17 protein-coding genes and 1 other annotated feature are annotated in these 18,930 nt (G+C 46.2%); all 17 genes read left to right on the forward strand.

Going from position 1 to position 18,930, the window contains the following annotated elements; all coding sequences use genetic code 11:
• Positions 1–12 precede the first annotated feature (12 nt).
• Positions 13–1,470, forward strand: coding sequence for a glutamate--tRNA ligase (gltX, locus tag AB4111_RS30005; protein WP_442034938.1), 1,458 nt, complete (start codon positions 13–15; stop codon positions 1,468–1,470).
• A 537-nt stretch (positions 1,471–2,007) separates the two neighbouring features.
• On the forward strand, positions 2,008–2,667 hold the full coding sequence (cysE, locus tag AB4111_RS30010; protein WP_442034940.1) for a serine O-acetyltransferase: 660 nt from the start codon (positions 2,008–2,010) through the stop codon (positions 2,665–2,667).
• Positions 2,668–2,713: 46 nt separating this feature from the next.
• The gene (gene cysS / locus AB4111_RS30015) at positions 2,714–4,114 is read left to right on the forward strand and encodes a cysteine--tRNA ligase (protein WP_442034942.1); all 1,401 of its coding nucleotides are present in this window, start codon (positions 2,714–2,716) and stop codon (positions 4,112–4,114) included.
• On the forward strand, positions 4,111–4,590 hold the full coding sequence (locus AB4111_RS30020; protein WP_442034944.1) for a Mini-ribonuclease 3: 480 nt from the start codon (positions 4,111–4,113) through the stop codon (positions 4,588–4,590). Before cysS ends, AB4111_RS30020 begins: the two co-directional genes overlap by 4 nt.
• A 43-nt stretch (positions 4,591–4,633) precedes the next feature.
• A complete protein-coding gene (rlmB, locus tag AB4111_RS30025; RefSeq protein ID WP_442034946.1) occupies positions 4,634–5,380 on the forward strand; it encodes a 23S rRNA (guanosine(2251)-2'-O)-methyltransferase RlmB in 747 nt (248 codons plus the stop codon).
• Positions 5,381–5,385: 5 nt separating this feature from the next.
• A complete protein-coding gene (locus tag AB4111_RS30030; protein ID WP_062836174.1) occupies positions 5,386–5,907 on the forward strand; it encodes an NYN domain-containing protein in 522 nt (173 codons plus the stop codon).
• 171 nt (positions 5,908–6,078) lie between these two features.
• Positions 6,079–6,723 (forward strand): RNA polymerase sporulation sigma factor SigH, encoded by a 645-nt coding sequence (sigH, locus tag AB4111_RS30035; RefSeq protein WP_017692059.1) that lies wholly within the window; start codon positions 6,079–6,081, stop codon positions 6,721–6,723.
• Positions 6,724–7,027: 304 nt separating this feature from the next.
• The gene (rpmG, locus tag AB4111_RS30040; protein WP_072735843.1) at positions 7,028–7,177 is read left to right on the forward strand and encodes a 50S ribosomal protein L33; all 150 of its coding nucleotides are present in this window, start codon (positions 7,028–7,030) and stop codon (positions 7,175–7,177) included.
• Between the two features lie 17 nt (positions 7,178–7,194).
• Positions 7,195–7,386, forward strand: a complete 192-nt coding sequence (secE, locus tag AB4111_RS30045; RefSeq protein ID WP_017692060.1) for a preprotein translocase subunit SecE — start codon at positions 7,195–7,197, stop codon at positions 7,384–7,386.
• Positions 7,387–7,407: 21 nt separating this feature from the next.
• Positions 7,408–7,941 (forward strand): transcription termination/antitermination protein NusG, encoded by a 534-nt coding sequence (nusG, locus tag AB4111_RS30050; protein ID WP_024633599.1) that lies wholly within the window; start codon positions 7,408–7,410, stop codon positions 7,939–7,941.
• A 68-nt stretch (positions 7,942–8,009) separates the two neighbouring features.
• A complete protein-coding gene (rplK, locus tag AB4111_RS30055; protein WP_017692062.1) occupies positions 8,010–8,435 on the forward strand; it encodes a 50S ribosomal protein L11 in 426 nt (141 codons plus the stop codon).
• 94 nt (positions 8,436–8,529) lie between these two features.
• Positions 8,530–9,222: a 50S ribosomal protein L1 gene (gene rplA / locus AB4111_RS30060; RefSeq protein WP_017692063.1), complete on the forward strand. Its 693-nt coding sequence runs from the start codon at positions 8,530–8,532 to the stop codon at positions 9,220–9,222.
• A gap of 67 nt (positions 9,223–9,289) precedes the next feature.
• Positions 9,290–9,437: a sequence feature (ribosomal protein L10 leader region), on the forward strand.
• Between the two features lie 23 nt (positions 9,438–9,460).
• The gene (gene rplJ / locus AB4111_RS30065; RefSeq protein ID WP_017692064.1) at positions 9,461–9,964 is read left to right on the forward strand and encodes a 50S ribosomal protein L10; all 504 of its coding nucleotides are present in this window, start codon (positions 9,461–9,463) and stop codon (positions 9,962–9,964) included.
• 72 nt (positions 9,965–10,036) lie between these two features.
• On the forward strand, positions 10,037–10,396 hold the full coding sequence (gene rplL / locus AB4111_RS30070) for a 50S ribosomal protein L7/L12 (RefSeq protein WP_062836176.1): 360 nt from the start codon (positions 10,037–10,039) through the stop codon (positions 10,394–10,396).
• Positions 10,397–10,492: 96 nt separating this feature from the next.
• Entirely contained in the window at positions 10,493–11,113 is a 621-nt protein-coding gene (locus AB4111_RS30075; RefSeq protein WP_124118844.1) for a class I SAM-dependent methyltransferase, read from the forward strand.
• A 394-nt stretch (positions 11,114–11,507) separates the two neighbouring features.
• Positions 11,508–15,053 (forward strand): DNA-directed RNA polymerase subunit beta, encoded by a 3,546-nt coding sequence (rpoB, locus tag AB4111_RS30080; RefSeq protein ID WP_091039164.1) that lies wholly within the window; start codon positions 11,508–11,510, stop codon positions 15,051–15,053.
• 113 nt (positions 15,054–15,166) lie between these two features.
• The gene (rpoC, locus tag AB4111_RS30085; RefSeq protein ID WP_442034952.1) at positions 15,167–18,781 is read left to right on the forward strand and encodes a DNA-directed RNA polymerase subunit beta'; all 3,615 of its coding nucleotides are present in this window, start codon (positions 15,167–15,169) and stop codon (positions 18,779–18,781) included.
• The last annotated feature ends 149 nt before the right edge of the window (positions 18,782–18,930 follow it).

Here is an 18,930-nt window from a genome sequence, read left to right on the forward strand (position 1 = left end):
GGAGGGGATCATATGAGCACGGAAATTCGTGTGCGTTACGCGCCGAGCCCAACAGGACACCTGCATATCGGGAATGCCCGTACGGCGCTGTTTAACTATCTATATGCCAAACATAATAACGGTAAATTCATTATTCGTATTGAAGATACGGACGTAAAACGGAATATTGCCGGTGGTGAAGAAAGCCAGCTGAAATACCTGAAATGGCTCGGAATCGAGTGGGATGAAAGCATTGATGTGGGCGGAGAATACGGACCATACCGTCAAACGGAACGTCTGGACCTCTATCGTAAATATACGCAGGAATTGCTGGATAAAGGTCTGGCGTACCCTTGCTTCTGCACGGAAGAAGAATTGGAGCAAGAGCGCGAGGAGCAGTCAGCACGTGGAGAAACGCCGCGTTATTCGGGCAAACACCGTGACCTGACTCCAGAGCAGATTAGTGCGTTTGAAGCGGAAGGTCGCGTAGCGAGTATTCGTTTCCGTGTGCCGGAAGAACGCATATATACGTTTGACGACATGGTTAAAGGTACAATCTCGTTCAACAGCAAGGAATCCGGTGACTTCGTCATTGTGAAAAAAGACGGCATTCCCACTTACAACTATGCTGTTGCTGTGGATGATCACTTGATGAAGATCTCCCACGTCCTGCGTGGGGAAGATCACATCTCGAACACGCCGCGTCAACTGATGATCTATGAAGCGCTTGGCTGGGAGCCACCGCAATTCGGTCATATGACGCTGATCGTGAATGAAAATCACAAAAAGCTGAGTAAACGGGATGAATCCGTAATTCAGTTTATTGAGCAGTATGATCAGCTCGGCTATTTGCCTGAAGCGATGTTTAACTTCATTTCCCTGCTCGGCTGGTCGCCGGAAGGGGAGGAAGAGATCTTCTCGCAAGAGCAACTGATCTCCATTTTTGATACGAAACGTCTGTCCAAGAGCCCGGCGGTATTTGACACGCACAAGCTGGCTCACTTGAACAACCACTATATCAAAAATGCTGACCCGGAACGGATTGCCGAAATGGCCATTCCGCATCTGCAAAAGGCTGGACTTATTTCTTCCGAGCTGTCTGCTGAACAAAAAGAATGGGCTTATACGCTGATACACCTGTACCAGGAGCAGATGAATTCTGCCTCCGATATTGTCGAATTGTCCGAAGTGTTCTTCCGTTCGGAGATTGAGCTGGAAAGTGAAGGTGCCGCGGTTCTCGCTGAAGAGCAAGTGCCGACCGTACTGAAGGCATTTGCGGATAAAGTGCAGGCAAGTGATGAGTTCACGCCAAGCAAAATGGCTGCATTGATCAAAGAAGTACAGAAAGAAACGGGCTTTAAGGGCAAACAGCTCTTTATGCCAATTCGTGTAGCCTTGACTGGACAGACGCATGGACGGGATCTGAATCAAACGATCGTGCTTCTGGGTCGTGATACGGTGATCGAACGATTGCTCGCGCAAGTAAAATAAGATTATTCGAGGGCATTCCGTTTAATCGGAATCTGAACACAGTCCTATGATGTATGGATTACGTAGGAGGCTGTTGTCAGTCTGAGGCCTTTTCGCTATAATAACAACACAACGAATAATTGATATGATTTATCTAATAGAACAGCAAAGATCGGGAGGAGTAGACTGACCCGGACAGATTCAGAGAGGATGGTCCCGCAGCAAAGAAAGATTTCTTTGGTTGCGGTGGCTGTGAACCATCCACTGTCCATCAGTCGAAATGCGCCCGTGAGCTGCACAGCCGAATCCAGCCCCGCCTTTGTCGATCATGACATGGGAAAACGTTAGGATAGGTTGTGACGATTGGTTTCCGTTACCAAACCGCTTGAGGGCTCATTCTATTTAAGAATGGACCGAGCAGAGTGGGACCGCGATAAACGCCTCTGCAGCTAAATGCTGCAGGGGCGTTTTTTGTTTAGGCGAGTGTGCAGTACACTACCAAGGAACGCGCCGTCCGGTAAGCCGGAGGACGGGAACCTGAACAAGAGGGGAACGAGCATGTTCAAGAAGATCAGATCAGATATCCAGGCGGTGTTTGAAAACGATCCGGCGGCCCGAGGTTGGTTTGAAGTGGTACTAACCTACTCAGGGCTGCATGCGATATGGGCACACCGGATGGCTCATTTTTTATACAAGCGAAGATGGTTCTCGGTGGCCAGGTTCATTTCGCAGGTTAGCCGTTTTATGACAGGGATTGAGATACATCCTGGAGCTACGATCGGGAATCGGTTGTTTATTGACCATGGAATGGGCGTCGTTATTGGAGAAACATGTGAGATTGGCGATGATGTTGTTATCTATCAGGGGGTTACGCTTGGCGGAACAGGGAAAGAAAAAGGAAAGAGACATCCGACCATTGGTAATAATGTGGTTATCTCATCTGGAGCAAAGGTGCTGGGTTCATTTAGCGTGGGGGATCAAAGCAACATTGGAGCGAACTCCGTTGTGCTTAAGGAGGTCCCTTCCAATAGTACCGTGGTAGGTATACCGGGCAGAATTGTTAAACAGGATGGCCGACGGGTAGATCGCCTCAGTCAACAATTACCCGATCCGGTCGTTGACTCCTTGCGTAGTATGCAAAAAGAACTTGAACGATTGCAAGAAGAAGTACGTACACTGCAGAATGCCCGCGCAAATGAGACTGTGGATGATACGTGATACAATAAATAAAGGCAGGCAGTATAGGATGAAAGGATAAGTGACCATGACGCTTCAGATTTATAATACGATGAGTCGTACAAAAGAAGAATTTGTTCCCCAAGAGCCAGGGAAAGTAAAAATGTATGTCTGCGGACCAACGGTATATGACTATATTCATATTGGGAATGCACGCCCGGTTATCTTTTTCGACACGGTACGTGGATACCTGGAACAGACAGGACATGATGTAAACTATGTGGTGAACTTCACGGATGTGGACGATAAGCTGATTCGCAAAGCAGAACAACTTGGAACGGACGTTCCTCATGTCGCGGAGAAGTTTATTGCAGCCTATTATGAAGACCTTGAGGGATTGGGTATTCCTAAGGCAAGCAGCAACCCGAGAGTAACGGAAAACATGCCGCTCATTATTGATTTTATCCGTGAGTTGGTTGAAAAAGGTTTCGCATACGAAAATGGCGGTGATGTCTATTACCGTACAGGCAAATTCAGCGAGTATGGCAAGCTCTCGAAACAAAATTTACAGGAGCTGCAATTCGGAATCCGTGTAGGTGTGGACGAGCGCAAAGAGCATCCCGAAGATTTCGTGCTGTGGAAGGCTGCAAAACCTGGTGAGATCTATTGGTCCAGTCCTTGGGGCGATGGTCGACCAGGCTGGCATATTGAGTGCTCTGCCATGGCTAGGGAGTACCTTGGGGATACACTGGACATTCACGGGGGTGGACAGGATCTGCAGTTCCCGCACCATGAGTGCGAATGCGCCCAATCCGAGGTATTAACAGGTAAACCACTTGCGAACTACTGGATGCATAACGGATTCATCCGGATTGATAACGAGAAGATGTCGAAATCCCTCGGTAATGGTGTTCTTGTTAAAGATTTGCGGAATCAATATAAACGCGAAGCGATTCGTTATTTTATGTTATCTACCCACTATCGTAACCCGTTGAACTTCACGGATGATACGATGGAGCAGGCACAGAACAGTGTGGACCGGATTGCGAATGCTGTAGGTAACCTGAACCATCGTCTGAACGCAGTAACCGTAGATCAGGATATCACAGCAGAGTTTGCGGCAAGACTCGACCAAATTCGTCAGCAGTATCACGAGAAGATGCAGGATGATTTCAATACTCCTGATGCGATTACTGCTATGTTTGAGTGGGCAGGGGAAGCCAACCAACTGTTGCAGCAAGAAGTTGTCAATGCGGCAGACATTCGTGCGCTCCTCGAATTGTTCAGTGAATTGAATGCTGTGCTGCGCATCTACACGGATGCAGAGCCAGAACTTCTGGATGAGGAAGTAGAACATCTGATTGAAGAGCGTGTAGAAGCGCGCAAGTCCAAAAACTGGGCAAGAGCGGATGAAATTCGCGATGAGTTGTCTGCACGTGGCATTCTGCTTGAAGATACGGCGCAGGGCATGAGATGGCGGCGCAAATGAGCGAAGGACATCCAAATACACCAAAACAACAGGATCAGGTCACGGAGGGAGGGTGGTTTCCGTATCCTCCATCCAGACCTGCGAGGTTGATTCCACCTATTGCACTGGCCTATATTGGTGATGCGGTATATGAGGTAGCTGTTCGTCAATATCTATTGTCGAAAGCCAACATGCGTCCCAATCATCTGCACCGTAGTGCAACCGGGTTGGTATCAGCGAAGGCGCAGAGCCGCATACTTACAACGATTGAGGCTGAACTGACAGAGGAAGAACGTGATATCGTCCGGCAAGGGCGGAATGCCAAGTCGGGTAGTGTACCCAAAAATGCAGATGTGTTGGAGTACAGACATGCCACGGCTTTTGAATGTCTCATTGGTTATCTCTACAGCAGTGGTCATCATGATCGCATGATTGAACTGATCGGGCTTGGCATTGAGCATGCGGAACAACAATCGCCATCGCCGACAAAAAAATAGAAATTTCAACAAAACAACGCATTACAGAGAGGATCGAACAACGATGGAAGAAGAATGGATCGCCGGTAAACACTCCGTGACGGAGGCGCTGCGTTCAGGCCGAACCATTAATAAAATATGGATTGCCGATACAGCACAGAAACATCTGACTCAACCTATTATCTCGGAAGCTAAAAAACTAGGTATTGTCATTCAACACGTGGACAAGCGTAAGCTGGATCAAACGGTACCAGGCATTCAGCATCAGGGGGTAGTTGCACAAGCTGCACCTTACGCTTATGTGGAGGTAGAAGACATTCTTGCCGCAGCGAAAGCGAGGAATGAGCATCCTTTCCTGATTCTGCTGGATGAGATCGAAGATCCTCATAACCTAGGCTCAATTTTGCGGACAGCCGACTGCACGGGGGCGCATGGCGTCATTGTACCCAAACGTCGTTCGGCAGCGGTAACTGTAACGGTATCCAAAACGTCAGCAGGCGCCGTGGAGTATGTGCCAGTGGCTCGTGTAAGTAATCTTGGTCAGACCATCGATCGCCTCAAAGAGGAAGGTGTATGGGTTGTAGGGACAGATGTCACGGCTCATGAAGGTGTCTTTGGTAATGGAGTCTTCACTGGCCCTGTGGCATTGGTAATCGGAAATGAGAACAAGGGAATGGGACGACTTATTCGTGAGAAATGCGACGTACTGATCAAATTACCGATGCAAGGTCAGATTAATTCCCTGAATGCTTCCGTGGCAGCGGGTGTTGTCATGTATGAAGTGCTCCGCTCGCGTCAAGCGCAGGAATAGAAGGTATGGCTGATTCCCGTGATGTGCTTCTTGTAGACGGGTACAACATGATTGGCGACTGGCCGGAATTAACCAGACTGGCGGAAAGTGGGCTCGAAGAGGCGCGTAACAGGCTCCTCTTTCGTCTTGCGGACTACCAGGCATTCTCCGGCCGGAGAGTCATTGTTGTGTTTGACGCCTACCTCGTGCCTGGACTCGGTAAATCCTTTACTCAGAGCAAAGTGCAGATTTATTTTACAAAGGAAAAAGAGACGGCAGACGAATGCATTGAGAGACTCGTTCGGGAACTAAGCATGCGAAGACGCCAAATCTATGTGGCTACGAGCGATATGGTAGAGCAACATGTCATTTTCGGACAGGGAGCGCTACGCGTATCTGCAAGGGAATTGCTAATTGAAGTTGAACAGAACGAAAAAGAATTAAAAAAACGACTGGAAGAAGATCAGGCAAAGACCACGCGTAACACACTCGGGGGCAAGTTGAGTCCAGATGTATTGAAAGAGTTTGAGCGGTGGCGCCGGGAATAACAGCTCGGTTTTACAAAAATTAGAATATTGAAACTCTTGACATTTATGTTATTGATGTTCTTTTTTAGGCAGAGCGTGGTTGACGGTGTGAGGTACCATCATATATACTGATCCTATATTTCATAGAGTAGAGTAACGGGGTACCTTGCGTTGCAGCCGGAGGGATTGTCTGTGAGTGTCGACCTCAAAGATATCATGTTATCTAAGTATGATTACCAAAGTGACGAAGACATTGTCGAAGCTTTCCGTGAAGGCGAAAGCGAAGCGTTAGAGTTTTTGATTAACAAATATCGTAACTTTGTACGCGCCAAGGCTAGATCTTATTTTCTGATTGGGGCAGACCGGGAAGATATTATTCAAGAAGGAATGATTGGCCTCTATAAATCCATTCGAGATTTCAAAGGGGACAAGCTGGCTTCGTTTAAGGCTTTTGCTGAACTCTGTATTACAAGACAGATTATCACGGCGATTAAGACAGCAACACGTCAGAAGCATATTCCGCTTAATTCTTATGTATCCCTGGACAAGCCTATTTATGACGAAGAGTCTGATCGTACGTTACTCGATGTGATTTGTGGAACCCAGGTCAGTGATCCGGAAGAATTGATCATCAATCAGGAAGAGTTTGTGGGCCTGGAAGATAAAATGTCCGAGATTCTGAGTGATCTGGAGCGTAAAGTATTGATGTTGTATCTGGACGGGAGATCTTATCAAGAGATTGCAGTTGATTTGGACAGACATGTGAAGTCCATTGATAATGCACTTCAGCGCGTTAAGCGCAAACTTGAAAAGTACCTGGAAGTTCGAGATAATTAAACACATGTTGTCGTTGAAGGAAAAGGCTCGGTGTTTGAGTCTTTTTTTACTGTCTCAAGTTTATAAAATCAAAGAATGTTTATACTAGTAATCGCTCGGTCCATGTAGGAGAAGAGAAAAACAGAGATGCGAAACGAATGTACGTGGTACGGAAGTAATACCCAATGAATGAAAGGCTATTCTTTCATTGACATGGTTATACCCTTGTGATAAAGTGTTTTAGGTAGGCCTAAATTTATGGCTTTTTTTCAGGATCAATTTAGAGACTCTGCTTGAATGTGGAAGTCTTCGGGAGGTGTACATCATGCGGGTAATTATTACTTTGGCTTGTACTAACTGCAAACAAAGAAATTACACTACGACAAAAAACAAGCGTAATCACCCCGACCGCATGGAGATGAAGAAATTTTGCAAGTTTTGTAACGAGCAGACTTCTCATCGCGAAACCAGATAGTTTTTGGAGGTGTCGGCGTGAAACGAAGTTTCAAATCTCTGATTTCCTTTTTCTCAGAAAGCTGGGCTGAACTTAAAAAAGTTCGCTGGCCTAATCGTAAAGAGCTGACCAACTACACATTGATCGTACTTGGTACTGTTGTGGTTATGACGCTGTTTTTTTGGGTCATTGACATTGGCATCTCCTTTGTGATCGAAGCGATTATTTAAGAAGGGTTCCGGTGGCTTGATATGGAAAAAAGATGGTACGTCGTTCATACCTATTCAGGGTATGAGAACAAGGTCAAGGCCAATTTGGAAAAACGCGTCGAGTCTATGGGCATGGAAGACAAGATATTCCGCGTTCTTGTTCCTATGGAAGAAGAAGTGGTAAACAAGGACGGTAAGAAAAAAACCGTTATGCGTAAAGTTTACCCTGGTTATGTCTTGGTGGAAATGGTACAGACGGATGACTCTTGGTATGTTGTTCGCAACACACCAGGTGTTACAGGATTTGTCGGTTCGACAGGTTCTGGGTCCAAACCAACTGCTTTGTTGCCTGAAGAAGTGGAACAAATTCTGAAGCACATGGGTATGGTTGAACCTAAGCCGAAAATTGAGTTCGATATTAAGGAATCCGTACGTATTAAAGTCGGTCCTTTTGCGAATTTCGTAGGCTCCGTGGAAGAAATTTTGGTAGACAAAAGCAAGTTGAAAGTGCACGTGAACATGTTTGGACGGGAAACACCGCTTGAGTTGGAATATACGCAAGTGGAGAAGATATAGTTTCTTCAAGTTTCTTGTGGGAGGGCTGCAAGGCCCGTTAACCACTATTTTGCAAGGAGGTGTCAATCATGGCAAAAAAGGTAATTAAAATGGTAAAACTGCAGATTCCAGCAGGTAAAGCAAATCCAGCGCCACCAGTAGGTCCAGCTTTGGGTCAAGCAGGTGTCAACATCATGGCATTCTGTAAAGAATTCAACGCTCGTACAGCTGATCAAGCAGGATTGATTATTCCAGTTGAAATTTCTGTATTCGAGGACCGTTCCTTTACTTTCATCACTAAAACTCCACCAGCAGCAGTTCTGTTGAAAGTGGCAGCTAAAGTTGAAAAAGGATCCGGCGAACCGAACAAGAAAAAAGTTGCTACTGTTAAACGTGATGCGGTTCGTCAAATCGCAGAAACAAAAATGCCTGACCTGAATGCAGCAGACGTTGAGTCCGCTATGCGTATGGTCGAAGGTACTGCCCGCAGCATGGGTATCACCATCGAAGACTAATTTTCATAAGAAACATGGCTTCGTAAAACCGGTCGATTCGCGACCGGTTGATGTGGGAGGTATATCCGCTAACACCACAAAGGAGGAATAAAACATGGCTAAACACGGTAAAAAATACCTGGAAGCTGCTAAGCTGATTGACAGCGAAGCAACTTACGAGCCTTCAGAAGCTGTAGAGCTTGTGAAAAAGGCAGCTACTGCAAAATTCGATGAAACAATCGAAGCAGCAGTTCGTTTGGGTGTAGACCCTCGTAAGCAAGACCAGGCTGTACGTGGTGTTGTTGTCTTGCCACACGGCACAGGTAAAACACAACGCGTATTGGTATTTGCAAAAGGTGACAAAGCGAAAGAAGCGGAAGCGGCTGGCGCGGACTATGTTGGTGATGCAGACATGATCAACAAAATCCAACAAGGCTGGTTCGAATTCGACGTCTGCGTAGCGACACCAGATATGATGAGTGAAGTAGGTAAATTGGGCCGACTGCTCGGCGGTAAAGGTCTGATGCCTAACCCTAAAGCCGGAACGGTAACTTTCGATGTAACTAAGGCTGTTCAAGAAATTAAAGCCGGTAAAATCGAATATCGTCTGGATCGTGCAGGTCAAATTCATGCACCGATTGGTAAAGCTTCTTTCTCTTCTGAGCAACTTAATGAGAACTTCAAAGCTCTCATGGAAGCTCTGAATCGTGCTAAACCAGCGGCAGCAAAAGGTGTTTATCTGAAGAATGTTAGTCTTTCTTCCACGATGGGCCCTGGCGCACGCGTGAACGCAGCAGCTTTTAGATAATATCTATTGACAGGCTTGTCCTGTTTTGATAAGATATAAAAGTTGTGAGTCCGAGTGACTGACCGTTGACATTTGAATATGCTTGCCGTAGACAGTAGGTGCCATTTGGCTTAATTTCCTGCCGAGGTGTGATTATAGAACTTAGAACGATGCAAATCGGTTGTGAGTATATATCAAGCCTTCGTGATTCTACGGAGGCTTTTCTTAATGGGATAAATTTGATCAGGAGGTGTACAGATTGGCAAACGCAAAAGTGATTCAAGCAAAACAAGAGTCCGTTGATGCAGTAACAGCAAAATTGCGCGAGAGCGTTACAACTGTTGTTGTTGACTATCGCGGATTGAACGTTGCCCAAGTAACTGAGTTGCGTAAGCAACTTCGTGAAGCAGGGATCGAATTCCAAGTGCTGAAAAACTCGTTGCTTCGCCGTGCAGCTGCAGCAGCAGAACTGACAGAACTCGATAGTGTTCTTACAGGTCCTACTGCAATTGCATTCAGCGTAGATGACGTTGTGGCTCCAGCTAAAATTCTGAACGACTTCGCGAAAAAGAACGATGCTCTGGAATTGAAAGGTGCAGTCGTAGAAGGTCGCGTAATCGGAGTAGAAGAAGTTAAGGCATTGGCAGAACTGCCATCCCGCGATGGACTCCTCTCCATGCTCCTCAGCGTGCTTCAAGCGCCAGTGCGCAACTTCGCGCTTGCGGTTAAAGCAGTTGCAGAAAAAGAAGAACAAGGCGCGTAAGCAACTTGATCTGAACGCTGCTTAGGCGGCAATTGAATTAAAAAAAATAATATTATATATGGAGGTTCACTCATGAGTAAAGAGCAAATCTTGGAAGCAATCAAAGGCATGACTGTACTGGAATTGAACGATCTTGTTAAAGCAATCGAAGAAGAATTCGGCGTAACTGCTGCAGCTCCAGTAGCTGCTGCAGGTGCAGTAGCTTCTGCTGAAGCTGAGCAATCCGAGTTCGACGTAATCTTGACTAACGCTGGTGCTTCCAAAATCAACGTTATCAAAGCAGTTCGCGAAATCACAGGTCTTGGCCTGAAAGAAGCAAAAGAACTGGTTGACAACGCTCCAAAAGCATTGAAAGAAAAAGTTGCTAAAGAAGAAGCAGAAGCGGTTAAAGCTAAGCTTGAAGAAGCAGGCGCTACAATCGAAGTTAAATAATTTAGCTTTTATAAGCTAGATGAACAAAACAACAAACCCCTTGACTTATATCAAGGGGTTTGTTGCTGTAATTGTAAATGGAAAGTGAGTGAGGGCATGTCCAATCATTATTATTCGGACAAACCGCAAGTAGCACATGATCGTAGAGCAACTGAAGCGGTTCTTCGCGGTTTCAGTCTGCGATTCGTGACGGACGCCGGTGTGTTTTCCAAAAACGGAATCGATTATGGCAGCAGAGTATTGATTGATGCGATAGAGTTGCCATCAGGGGCTCATGTTCTCGATGTGGGTTGTGGATACGGACCGATGGGTCTTACAGCAGCCAAACTTGTACCGGATGGGCATGTCACCATGATCGATATCAACGAGAGAGCCGTTGAACTTTCCAGGGAAAATGCAAAAGCGAACGGAATTAACAATGTTACCGTACTGCAAAGTAATCTACTGGCTGAAGTAAAAAAGCAAGATTTTGACGTTATCTTAACCAATCCGCCTATACGGGCTGGGAAAGAGACAGTTCATACTATTTTCGAACAGGCACATCGCCATCTGAAAGTAGGCGGTTCGTTGTGGATTGTCATTCAGAAAAAACAAGGGGCCCCATCAGCAAAAGCGAAATTGGAATCTTTGTTTGGAAGAGTGGAAGAAGTGACGAAGGATAAAGGCTACCGGATTTTCAAAGCGATGAAATCGGAAGAGGGTTCTACTAAAAGCTGAATCCGAGTTTGTAAAGTAAGCAGGGGATCATTTTTTTTGCAATAGGACTATTGACTTGAAATTCAGGCCGTGGTATTATTGTAAAATGTCAGTATTAAGATGCCCTACTTGGCTTTAGCTAACTAAAAATGTCAACCTTTTTTTACGCCGAACGGGCTTATTATGCCTACGTTTGGCGTATAATATGTACATTTTGGGCAAACTGGGGATAAGAATGTTTTGGAAAGACATCCGCCGATCAAAGTTGCTCTTTTTTCGAACGACATTTCGAGTAAGGGCTTTTCTTTATTTGTGGATGCATTGCTTTGCTCTGTATGTGTACCATTATAAGGTTACAAACAGAGGTTCGCAACGAAATTTTTAAAGTGAGTAGACATTGAGGGGTGAGTTTAAGTTGGCAGGACATCTTGTTCAATATGGTCGACGCACTCGGCGCAGTTATGCACGAATTAACGAGATACTCGAAGTTCCTAACCTGATTGAAATCCAACAAAAATCTTATGATTGGTTTTTGGAGGAAGGGTTGCGCGAAATGTTCCAGGATATCTCGCCGATCCAGGATTTTACAGGTAACTTGATTTTGGAATTTATCGATTACAGTCTCGGTGAACCGAAGTATACAGTAGACGACGCGAAAGAGCGTGACGTTACTTATGCAGCACCGCTTCGGGTCAAAGTCCGGCTCATTAATAAGGAAACCGGCGAAGTCAAAGAGCAGGAAGTATTCATGGGAGATTTCCCGCTGATGACCAACACGGGCACATTTATTATTAATGGTGCGGAACGGGTTATTGTCAGCCAGTTGGTTCGCTCTCCTAGCGTTTACTTCAGTACCAAAGTAGATAAAAACGCCAAAAAAACGTATACCGCTACAGTTATTCCTAACCGCGGCGCTTGGTTGGAACTGGAGATGGACGCGAAGGATGTTGTTTACGTCCGGATCGACCGTACACGTAAAATACCGGTTACGGTTCTCCTGCGTTCACTTGGTTTTGGCACAGATGCTGAGATTCTGGATCTGCTCGGTAATGACGAATATATCCGCAATACACTGGACAAAGACAACACGGATTCCACGGAGAAAGCACTCATTGAGATCTATGAGCGTCTTCGTCCGGGCGAGCCACCAACGTTGGATAATGCGAAAAGCTTGCTCGTAGCACGTTTCTTTGATCCAAAACGTTATGACCTGGCTAATGTAGGTCGTTACAAAATGAATAAAAAACTTCACATCAAAAACCGTTTGTTTAACCAGCGCTTGGCTGAGTCACTTGTTGACGCTGAAACAGGTGAAATCATTGCTGAAGCAGGTCAAATGGTTGATCGTCGTTTGTTGGATGAAATCATGCCGTATCTGGAGAAAAGCGTTGGATTCCGCACCTATCACGTGGGTAACGGCGTTTTGGATGCCAATGATATCCCTATGCAAACGATTGATGTGTTCTCACCAACTGAAGATGGTAAAGTGGTCAAACTGATTGCCAATGCAAACATTGACAAGTCCGTTAAAAACGTGACACCGGCGGATATCATTTCGTCCATCAGTTACTTCCTTAACCTTCTGCAGGGAATTGGTAGCACGGATGATATCGATCATCTGGGTAACCGTCGTTTGCGTTCAGTGGGTGAACTCCTGCAGAACCAGTTCCGTATCGGATTGTCCCGTATGGAGCGTGTGGTTCGTGAGAGAATGTCCATTCAGGATGCCAACGTCATTACACCACAGGCATTGATCAACATACGTCCTGTTATTGCATCAATTAAAGAGTTCTTTGGTAGCTCTCAGTTGTCACAGTTTATGGATCAAACGAACCCACTGGGTGAGTTGACACATAAACGTCGTTTGTCCGCACTCGGACCCGGTGGTTTGACGCGTGAGCGCGCAGGTATGGAAGTGCGTGACGTCCATCCATCCCACTATGGTCGTATGTGTCCAATCGAGACTCCAGAGGGACCAAACATCGGTTTGATCAACTCCTTGTCTACGTTCGCCCGTGTGAATGAATATGGCTTCATTGAAGCTCCATATCGTTGGGTTGATCCGAAGACAGGTATTGTGACCGAGCAAATTGATTACCTGACAGCGGACGAAGAGGACAACTATGTCATCGCGCAAGCGAATGCGAAGTTGAACGAAGACGGTACATTTGAAGAAGAAGCGATCATTGTACGTTACAACAAACAGTCGGATAACATCCTTACGATGCCGAGTGAACGAGTTGACTACATGGACGTATCTCCTAAACAGGTTGTCTCCGTCGCTACAGCGCTTATCCCGTTCCTTGAGAACGATGACTCCAACCGTGCACTCATGGGATCTAACATGCAGCGGCAGGCGGTTCCACTCTTGATTCCTAAAGCACCACTTGTAGGAACAGGTATGGAGCACAAAGCTGCAAAAGACTCTGGTGTATGTATTGTCTCCGATTATGACGGAATTATTGAACGTTCTTCTGCGAACGAGATTTGGCTCCGTCGTGTTGAAGAAGTGGATGGTCAGGAAGTCAAAGGCGATATCGTTAAATATAAATTACACAAATTTATGCGTTCGAACCAAGGAACATGCATTAACCAGCGTCCGATTGTCAAAAGAGGTGCTGCTGTCAAAGCTGGCGATATCCTCGCTGACGGTCCTTCAACGGAAATGGGTGAATTGGCTCTGGGACGTAACGTCGTTGTTGCCTTCATGACTTGGGAAGGTTACAACTACGAGGATGCGATCTTGCTGAGTGAAAAACTCGTTAAGGAAGATGTATACACATCCATCCATATCGAGGAGTATGAGTCAGAAGCACGTGATACCAAGCTCGGACCTGAAGAGATCACACGTGATATCCCTAACGTTGGGGAAGAAGCGTTGCGTAACTTGGATGAGCGCGGTATTATCCGAATCGGTGCTGAGATCAGTGCTGGCGACATTCTGGTTGGTAAAGTAACACCTAAGGGTGTAACAGAGCTGACAGCAGAAGAACGTCTCTTGCATGCAATCTTTGGTGAGAAAGCACGTGAAGTACGTGATACTTCCTTGCGTGTACCACACGGTACTGACGGTATCGTAGTAGACGTGAAAGTATTTACCCGTGAAAACGGTGATGAACTGCCTCCAGGCGTTAACCAACTCGTTCGTGTATATATCGCTCAAAAACGGAAAATTTCCGAGGGTGATAAAATGGCCGGACGTCACGGTAACAAAGGGGTCGTGGCCCGCATCTTGCCGGAAGAAGATATGCCTTTCCTGCCAGACGGTACACCGGTTCAGATCGTTCTTAACCCACTGGGCGTACCTTCCCGGATGAATATCGGTCAAGTACTTGAGGTTCACTTGGGTATGGCAGCGATGCAACTGGGTATTCACGTAGCAACTCCTGTATTCGACGGAGCGAAGGAGTATGACGTCTTCGATACGATGGAAGAAGCAGGGATGCAACGTAATGGTAAAACTGTTCTGTATGATGGTCGTACAGGTGAAGAGTTCGAACGTGAAGTTACCGTTGGTGTCATGCACATGATCAAATTGGCACACATGGTTGATGATAAAATCCATGCCCGTTCCACGGGTCCTTACTCACTTGTTACGCAACAGCCATTGGGTGGTAAAGCCCAATTTGGTGGACAGCGTTTCGGGGAGATGGAAGTATGGGCGCTTGAGGCGTACGGTGCTGCTTATACGCTGCAAGAAATCTTGACTGTTAAATCCGATGATGTTGTTGGTCGGGTTAAAACATATGAATCCATCGTCAAAGGCGAGAATGTTCCGGAACCAGGTGTTCCTGAATCATTCAAAGTATTGATCAAAGAGCTGCAAAGCTTGGGTATGGACGTTAAGATTTTGAGTGAAGATGAGCAAGAGATTGAAATGAGAGAAATGGACGATGAAGATGACGCTGCGAGCGATAAGCTCAGCCTCAACCTTGAGGGTACAGAGGTCGGAGCGGAATAAACCGCTTCGAGCGCATGATGACCGGCGTTTTTCATCAGGCTCGCGTCTTGCTCCGGCTTCGGCCGGAGAGGGCGTAACCTAGATTACAGGAATTGGTTAAGGAGGGTTGCTCCTTGTTGGACGTCAACAATTTCGAATACATGAAGATCGGGCTTGCTTCCCCAGAGAAAATTCGTTCTTGGTCCCGCGGAGAAGTGAAAAAACCGGAAACGATCAACTATCGTACGTTGAAACCGGAAAAAGAAGGGCTGTTCTGCGAAAAGATTTTTGGCCCTACAAAAGACTGGGAATGTCATTGCGGTAAATACAAACGCGTTCGTTATAAAGGCGTTGTCTGTGATCGTTGTGGCGTTGAAGTAACACGTGCGAAAGTACGTCGCGAACGGATGGGCCATATTGAGCTCGCTGCTCCGGTATCGCATATCTGGTACTTCAAAGGTATTCCGAGCCGTATGGGTCTTGCTCTGGATATGTCTCCAAGATCTCTTGAAGAGATTATTTATTTTGCATCATATGTTGTAACGGATCCAGGAGAAACTCCACTGGAGAAAAAACAGCTGTTGTCCGAGAAGGAATACCGCAGCTACCGTGAAAAATACGGTTATGGTTTCCAGGCTGGCATGGGCGCAGAAGCGGTTAAAAAACTGCTTCAAGATCTTGACATAGACAAAGAGCTCGAGTTCCTGAAAGAAGAGCTCCGGACTGCGCAAGGACAACGTCGTAATCGTGCAATCAAACGTCTGGAAGTTATCGAAGCATTCCGTAACTCTGGCAACAAGCCAGAGTGGATGATCATGGATGTACTTCCTGTTATCCCACCGGAACTTCGTCCAATGGTACAGTTGGACGGTGGACGTTTTGCAACGTCTGACCTGAATGACTTGTATCGCCGTGTAATCAACCGGAATAACCGTCTGAAACGTCTGCTTGATCTGGGCGCGCCAGATATTATCGTGCAAAATGAAAAACGGATGTTGCAGGAAGCTGTTGACGCATTGATCGATAATGGTCGTCGCGGTCGCCCGGTAACGGGTCCTGGTAACCGTCCATTGAAATCCCTCAGCCACATGCTGAAAGGTAAACAAGGACGTTTCCGTCAGAACTTGCTCGGTAAACGGGTTGACTACTCTGGTCGTTCCGTTATCGTTGTTGGACCTTATCTGAAAATGTATCAGTGTGGTCTGCCAAAAGATATGGCACTTGAATTGTTCAAGCCTTTCGTTATGAAAGAGCTTGTAAATAAAGGGCTTGCCCACAACATCAAGAGCGCGAAACGTAAAGTTGAGCGTGTAAGTCCTGAAGTATGGGATGTTCTTGAAGAAGTAATCAAGGAGCATCCGGTTCTGTTGAACCGTGCCCCTACGCTTCACAGACTCGGTATTCAAGCGTTTGAACCGATTCTCGTTGAAGGTAAAGCAATTCGTCTTCACCCACTCGTATGTACGGCCTACAATGCCGACTTTGACGGTGACCAAATGGCCGTGCACGTTCCGTTGTCCGCTGAAGCTCAAGCGGAAGCACGTATTCTGATGCTTGCATCAGGTAACATTTTGAACCCGAAAGACGGTAAACCGGTTGTTACGCCTTCCCAGGATATGGTGCTTGGTTCTTATTACCTCACTATGGACAACAAGGAAGAAAAGGGCACAGGTATGATCCTGCGTACAGTTAACGAAGCTGTATCGGCATACCAACGTGGTACTGCTGGTCTGCATGCTCGTGTAGCTATTCCGGTTAAGGCGCTTGGTAAAACAAGCTTCACGGAAGAGCAACAAGAGGGAATGTTGCTGACAACCATCGGTAAAATTATCTTTAATGAAATTTTCCCAGCAAGCTTCCCGTATATCAATGACGCGACTCGTGCAAACCTGTACCAAGGTACTGCAGATCACTCATTTGTATATGAAAAAGGTGCTGATCTCAGAGAAGCTATCATGAATGCTCCTCTGGCTGGTGGTGTCGGCAAAGAATACCTCGGCTCCATCATCGCACGTTGTTTCGAAATTTATCACACAACGGAAACAGCCGTTATTCTGGATAAAATCAAACAACTTGGATTCACATATTCTACTCGTGCCGGTATCACGGTTGCGGTATCTGATGTTATCGTTCCGCCTGAGAAATTTGAAATTCTTAGACAGTCTGAGGATAAAGCACAAATCGTTACGAATCAGTACCGTCGTGGTCTGATTACGAATGAAGAGCGCTATGACCGTATCATTGATATCTGGTCAAAATCCAAAGATGACATCACTGAGATTCTGATGAAGTCCATGGATCGTTACAACTCGATCATGATGATGGTAGACTCCAAAGCACGGGGTAACAAATCGCAAATCACCCAATTGGGCGGTATGCGTGGTCTGATGGCCAACCCGTCTGGTCGAATCATCGAACTCCCAATCAAATCGAACTTCCGTGAAGGTCTGACAGTACTCGAGTACTTTATCTCCACTCACGGAGCGCGTAAAGGTTTGGCGGATACAGCCCTACGTACAGCCGATTCAGGTTACCTGACTCGTCGTCTCGTAGACGTAGCCCAAGACGTAATCGTGCGTGATGATGATTGTGGTACAGATAAAGGCTTTACGGTAAGTCGTATCCAGGATGGTAAAGAGGTTATCGAAGATCTCTACGACCGTATTGAAGGCAGATACTGCTTCGAGACAGTTCGTCATCCGGAAACCAAAGAGATCATTGCAGGTCGCAATGAATTGATTGACTCCGACAAAGCAGAAGCGATTATCAAAGCGGGAATCACCAAATTGCAAATCCGCTCCGTACTCAGCTGCCGTGCAAGTCATGGTGTCTGCAAGAAGTGTTACGGTCGTAACCTTGCGACAGGTAAACACGTGGAGATTGGTGAAGCAGTTGGTATTATTGCAGCACAATCCATTGGTGAGCCAGGAACACAGCTTACAATGCGTACGTTCCATACCGGCGGTGTAGCCGGAGACGATATTACGCAAGGTTTGCCACGTATCCAAGAGTTGTTTGAAGCCCGTAATCCTAAGGGTCAAGCAACAATCAGTGAGATTGATGGTGTGGTTAAAGAGATTCGCGAAGCGAAAGATCGTCGTGAAATCGAAATTCAAGGTGAAGCGGAGTCAAAAGTGTACTCTGTTACCTACGGTTCCCGTGTGCGCGTAAGCGAAGGCATGGAAATTGAAGCTGGTGACGAGTTGACAGACGGTTCCATCGATCCAAAAGAAATGCTGCGCATTAAAGGCGTACGTGGTGTACAAAACTACATTTTGCAGGAAGTACAGCGCGTATACCGTAACCAAGGCGTAGAAATCAATGACAAACACGTTGAAGTTATGATCCGTCAAATGCTGCGTAAAATCCGCATCGTAGATGCAGGGGATACAACGCTGTTGCCAGGATCGTTCGTTGATACGCATGAGTACGAAAGAGCTAACAAAATTGCGATTCTTAGTGATAAAGAGCCAGCGGTTGCTAAACCAATCCTGCTCGGTATTACAAAAGCATCTCTGGAAACAGACTCGTTCCTCTCAGCGGCTTCGTTCCAAGAAACTACACGTGTACTGACAGATGCAGCGATCAAAGGTAAAGTCGATCAGTTGCTCGGTCTGAAGGAAAATGTAATCATCGGTAAATTGATCCCTGCAGGTACAGGTATGCACCGTTACCGCAGCATCAAGTTTGCTGAGCCAGAAGATGGCCAATCTTCAGTAGAAGAACTCGAGCCAGTTTCAGTTGATTAAATAGATTTCTTCTCATTTTGAGGGGATGAAAGTTTTTGTACGTCAGGAGGCGGACGCTTGTATAGTGCAGGCGGACGAATCCTGATGTACGTAAACTTTTATAAAATCTTTTAGGATTAGCATTGACAATGCTTGCGCTAGATGCTAAT

It is taken from the genome of Paenibacillus sp. 2KB_22, from assembly GCF_052115745.1.
Taxonomy (GTDB): domain Bacteria; phylum Bacillota; class Bacilli; order Paenibacillales; family Paenibacillaceae; genus Paenibacillus.

Bases quoted from the DNA above. Each gene is read 5' to 3' on its own strand.
- nusG (WP_024633599.1), top strand. From the start codon at position 7,408: ATGGAAAAAAGATGGTACGTCGTTCATACCTATTCAGGGTATGAGAAC.
- gltX (WP_442034938.1), top strand. From the start codon at position 13: ATGAGCACGGAAATTCGTGTGCGTTACGCGCCGAGCCCAACAGGACAC.
- cysE (WP_442034940.1), top strand. From the start codon at position 2,008: ATGTTCAAGAAGATCAGATCAGATATCCAGGCGGTGTTTGAAAACGAT.
- rplA (WP_017692063.1), top strand. From the start codon at position 8,530: ATGGCTAAACACGGTAAAAAATACCTGGAAGCTGCTAAGCTGATTGAC.
- cysS (WP_442034942.1), top strand. From the start codon at position 2,714: ATGACGCTTCAGATTTATAATACGATGAGTCGTACAAAAGAAGAATTT.
- AB4111_RS30030 (WP_062836174.1), top strand. From the start codon at position 5,386: ATGGCTGATTCCCGTGATGTGCTTCTTGTAGACGGGTACAACATGATT.
- AB4111_RS30075 (WP_124118844.1), top strand. From the start codon at position 10,493: ATGTCCAATCATTATTATTCGGACAAACCGCAAGTAGCACATGATCGT.
- rplK (WP_017692062.1), top strand. From the start codon at position 8,010: ATGGCAAAAAAGGTAATTAAAATGGTAAAACTGCAGATTCCAGCAGGT.
- rpmG (WP_072735843.1), top strand. From the start codon at position 7,028: ATGCGGGTAATTATTACTTTGGCTTGTACTAACTGCAAACAAAGAAAT.
- rlmB (WP_442034946.1), top strand. From the start codon at position 4,634: ATGGAAGAAGAATGGATCGCCGGTAAACACTCCGTGACGGAGGCGCTG.
- AB4111_RS30020 (WP_442034944.1), top strand. From the start codon at position 4,111: ATGAGCGAAGGACATCCAAATACACCAAAACAACAGGATCAGGTCACG.
- rplL (WP_062836176.1), top strand. From the start codon at position 10,037: ATGAGTAAAGAGCAAATCTTGGAAGCAATCAAAGGCATGACTGTACTG.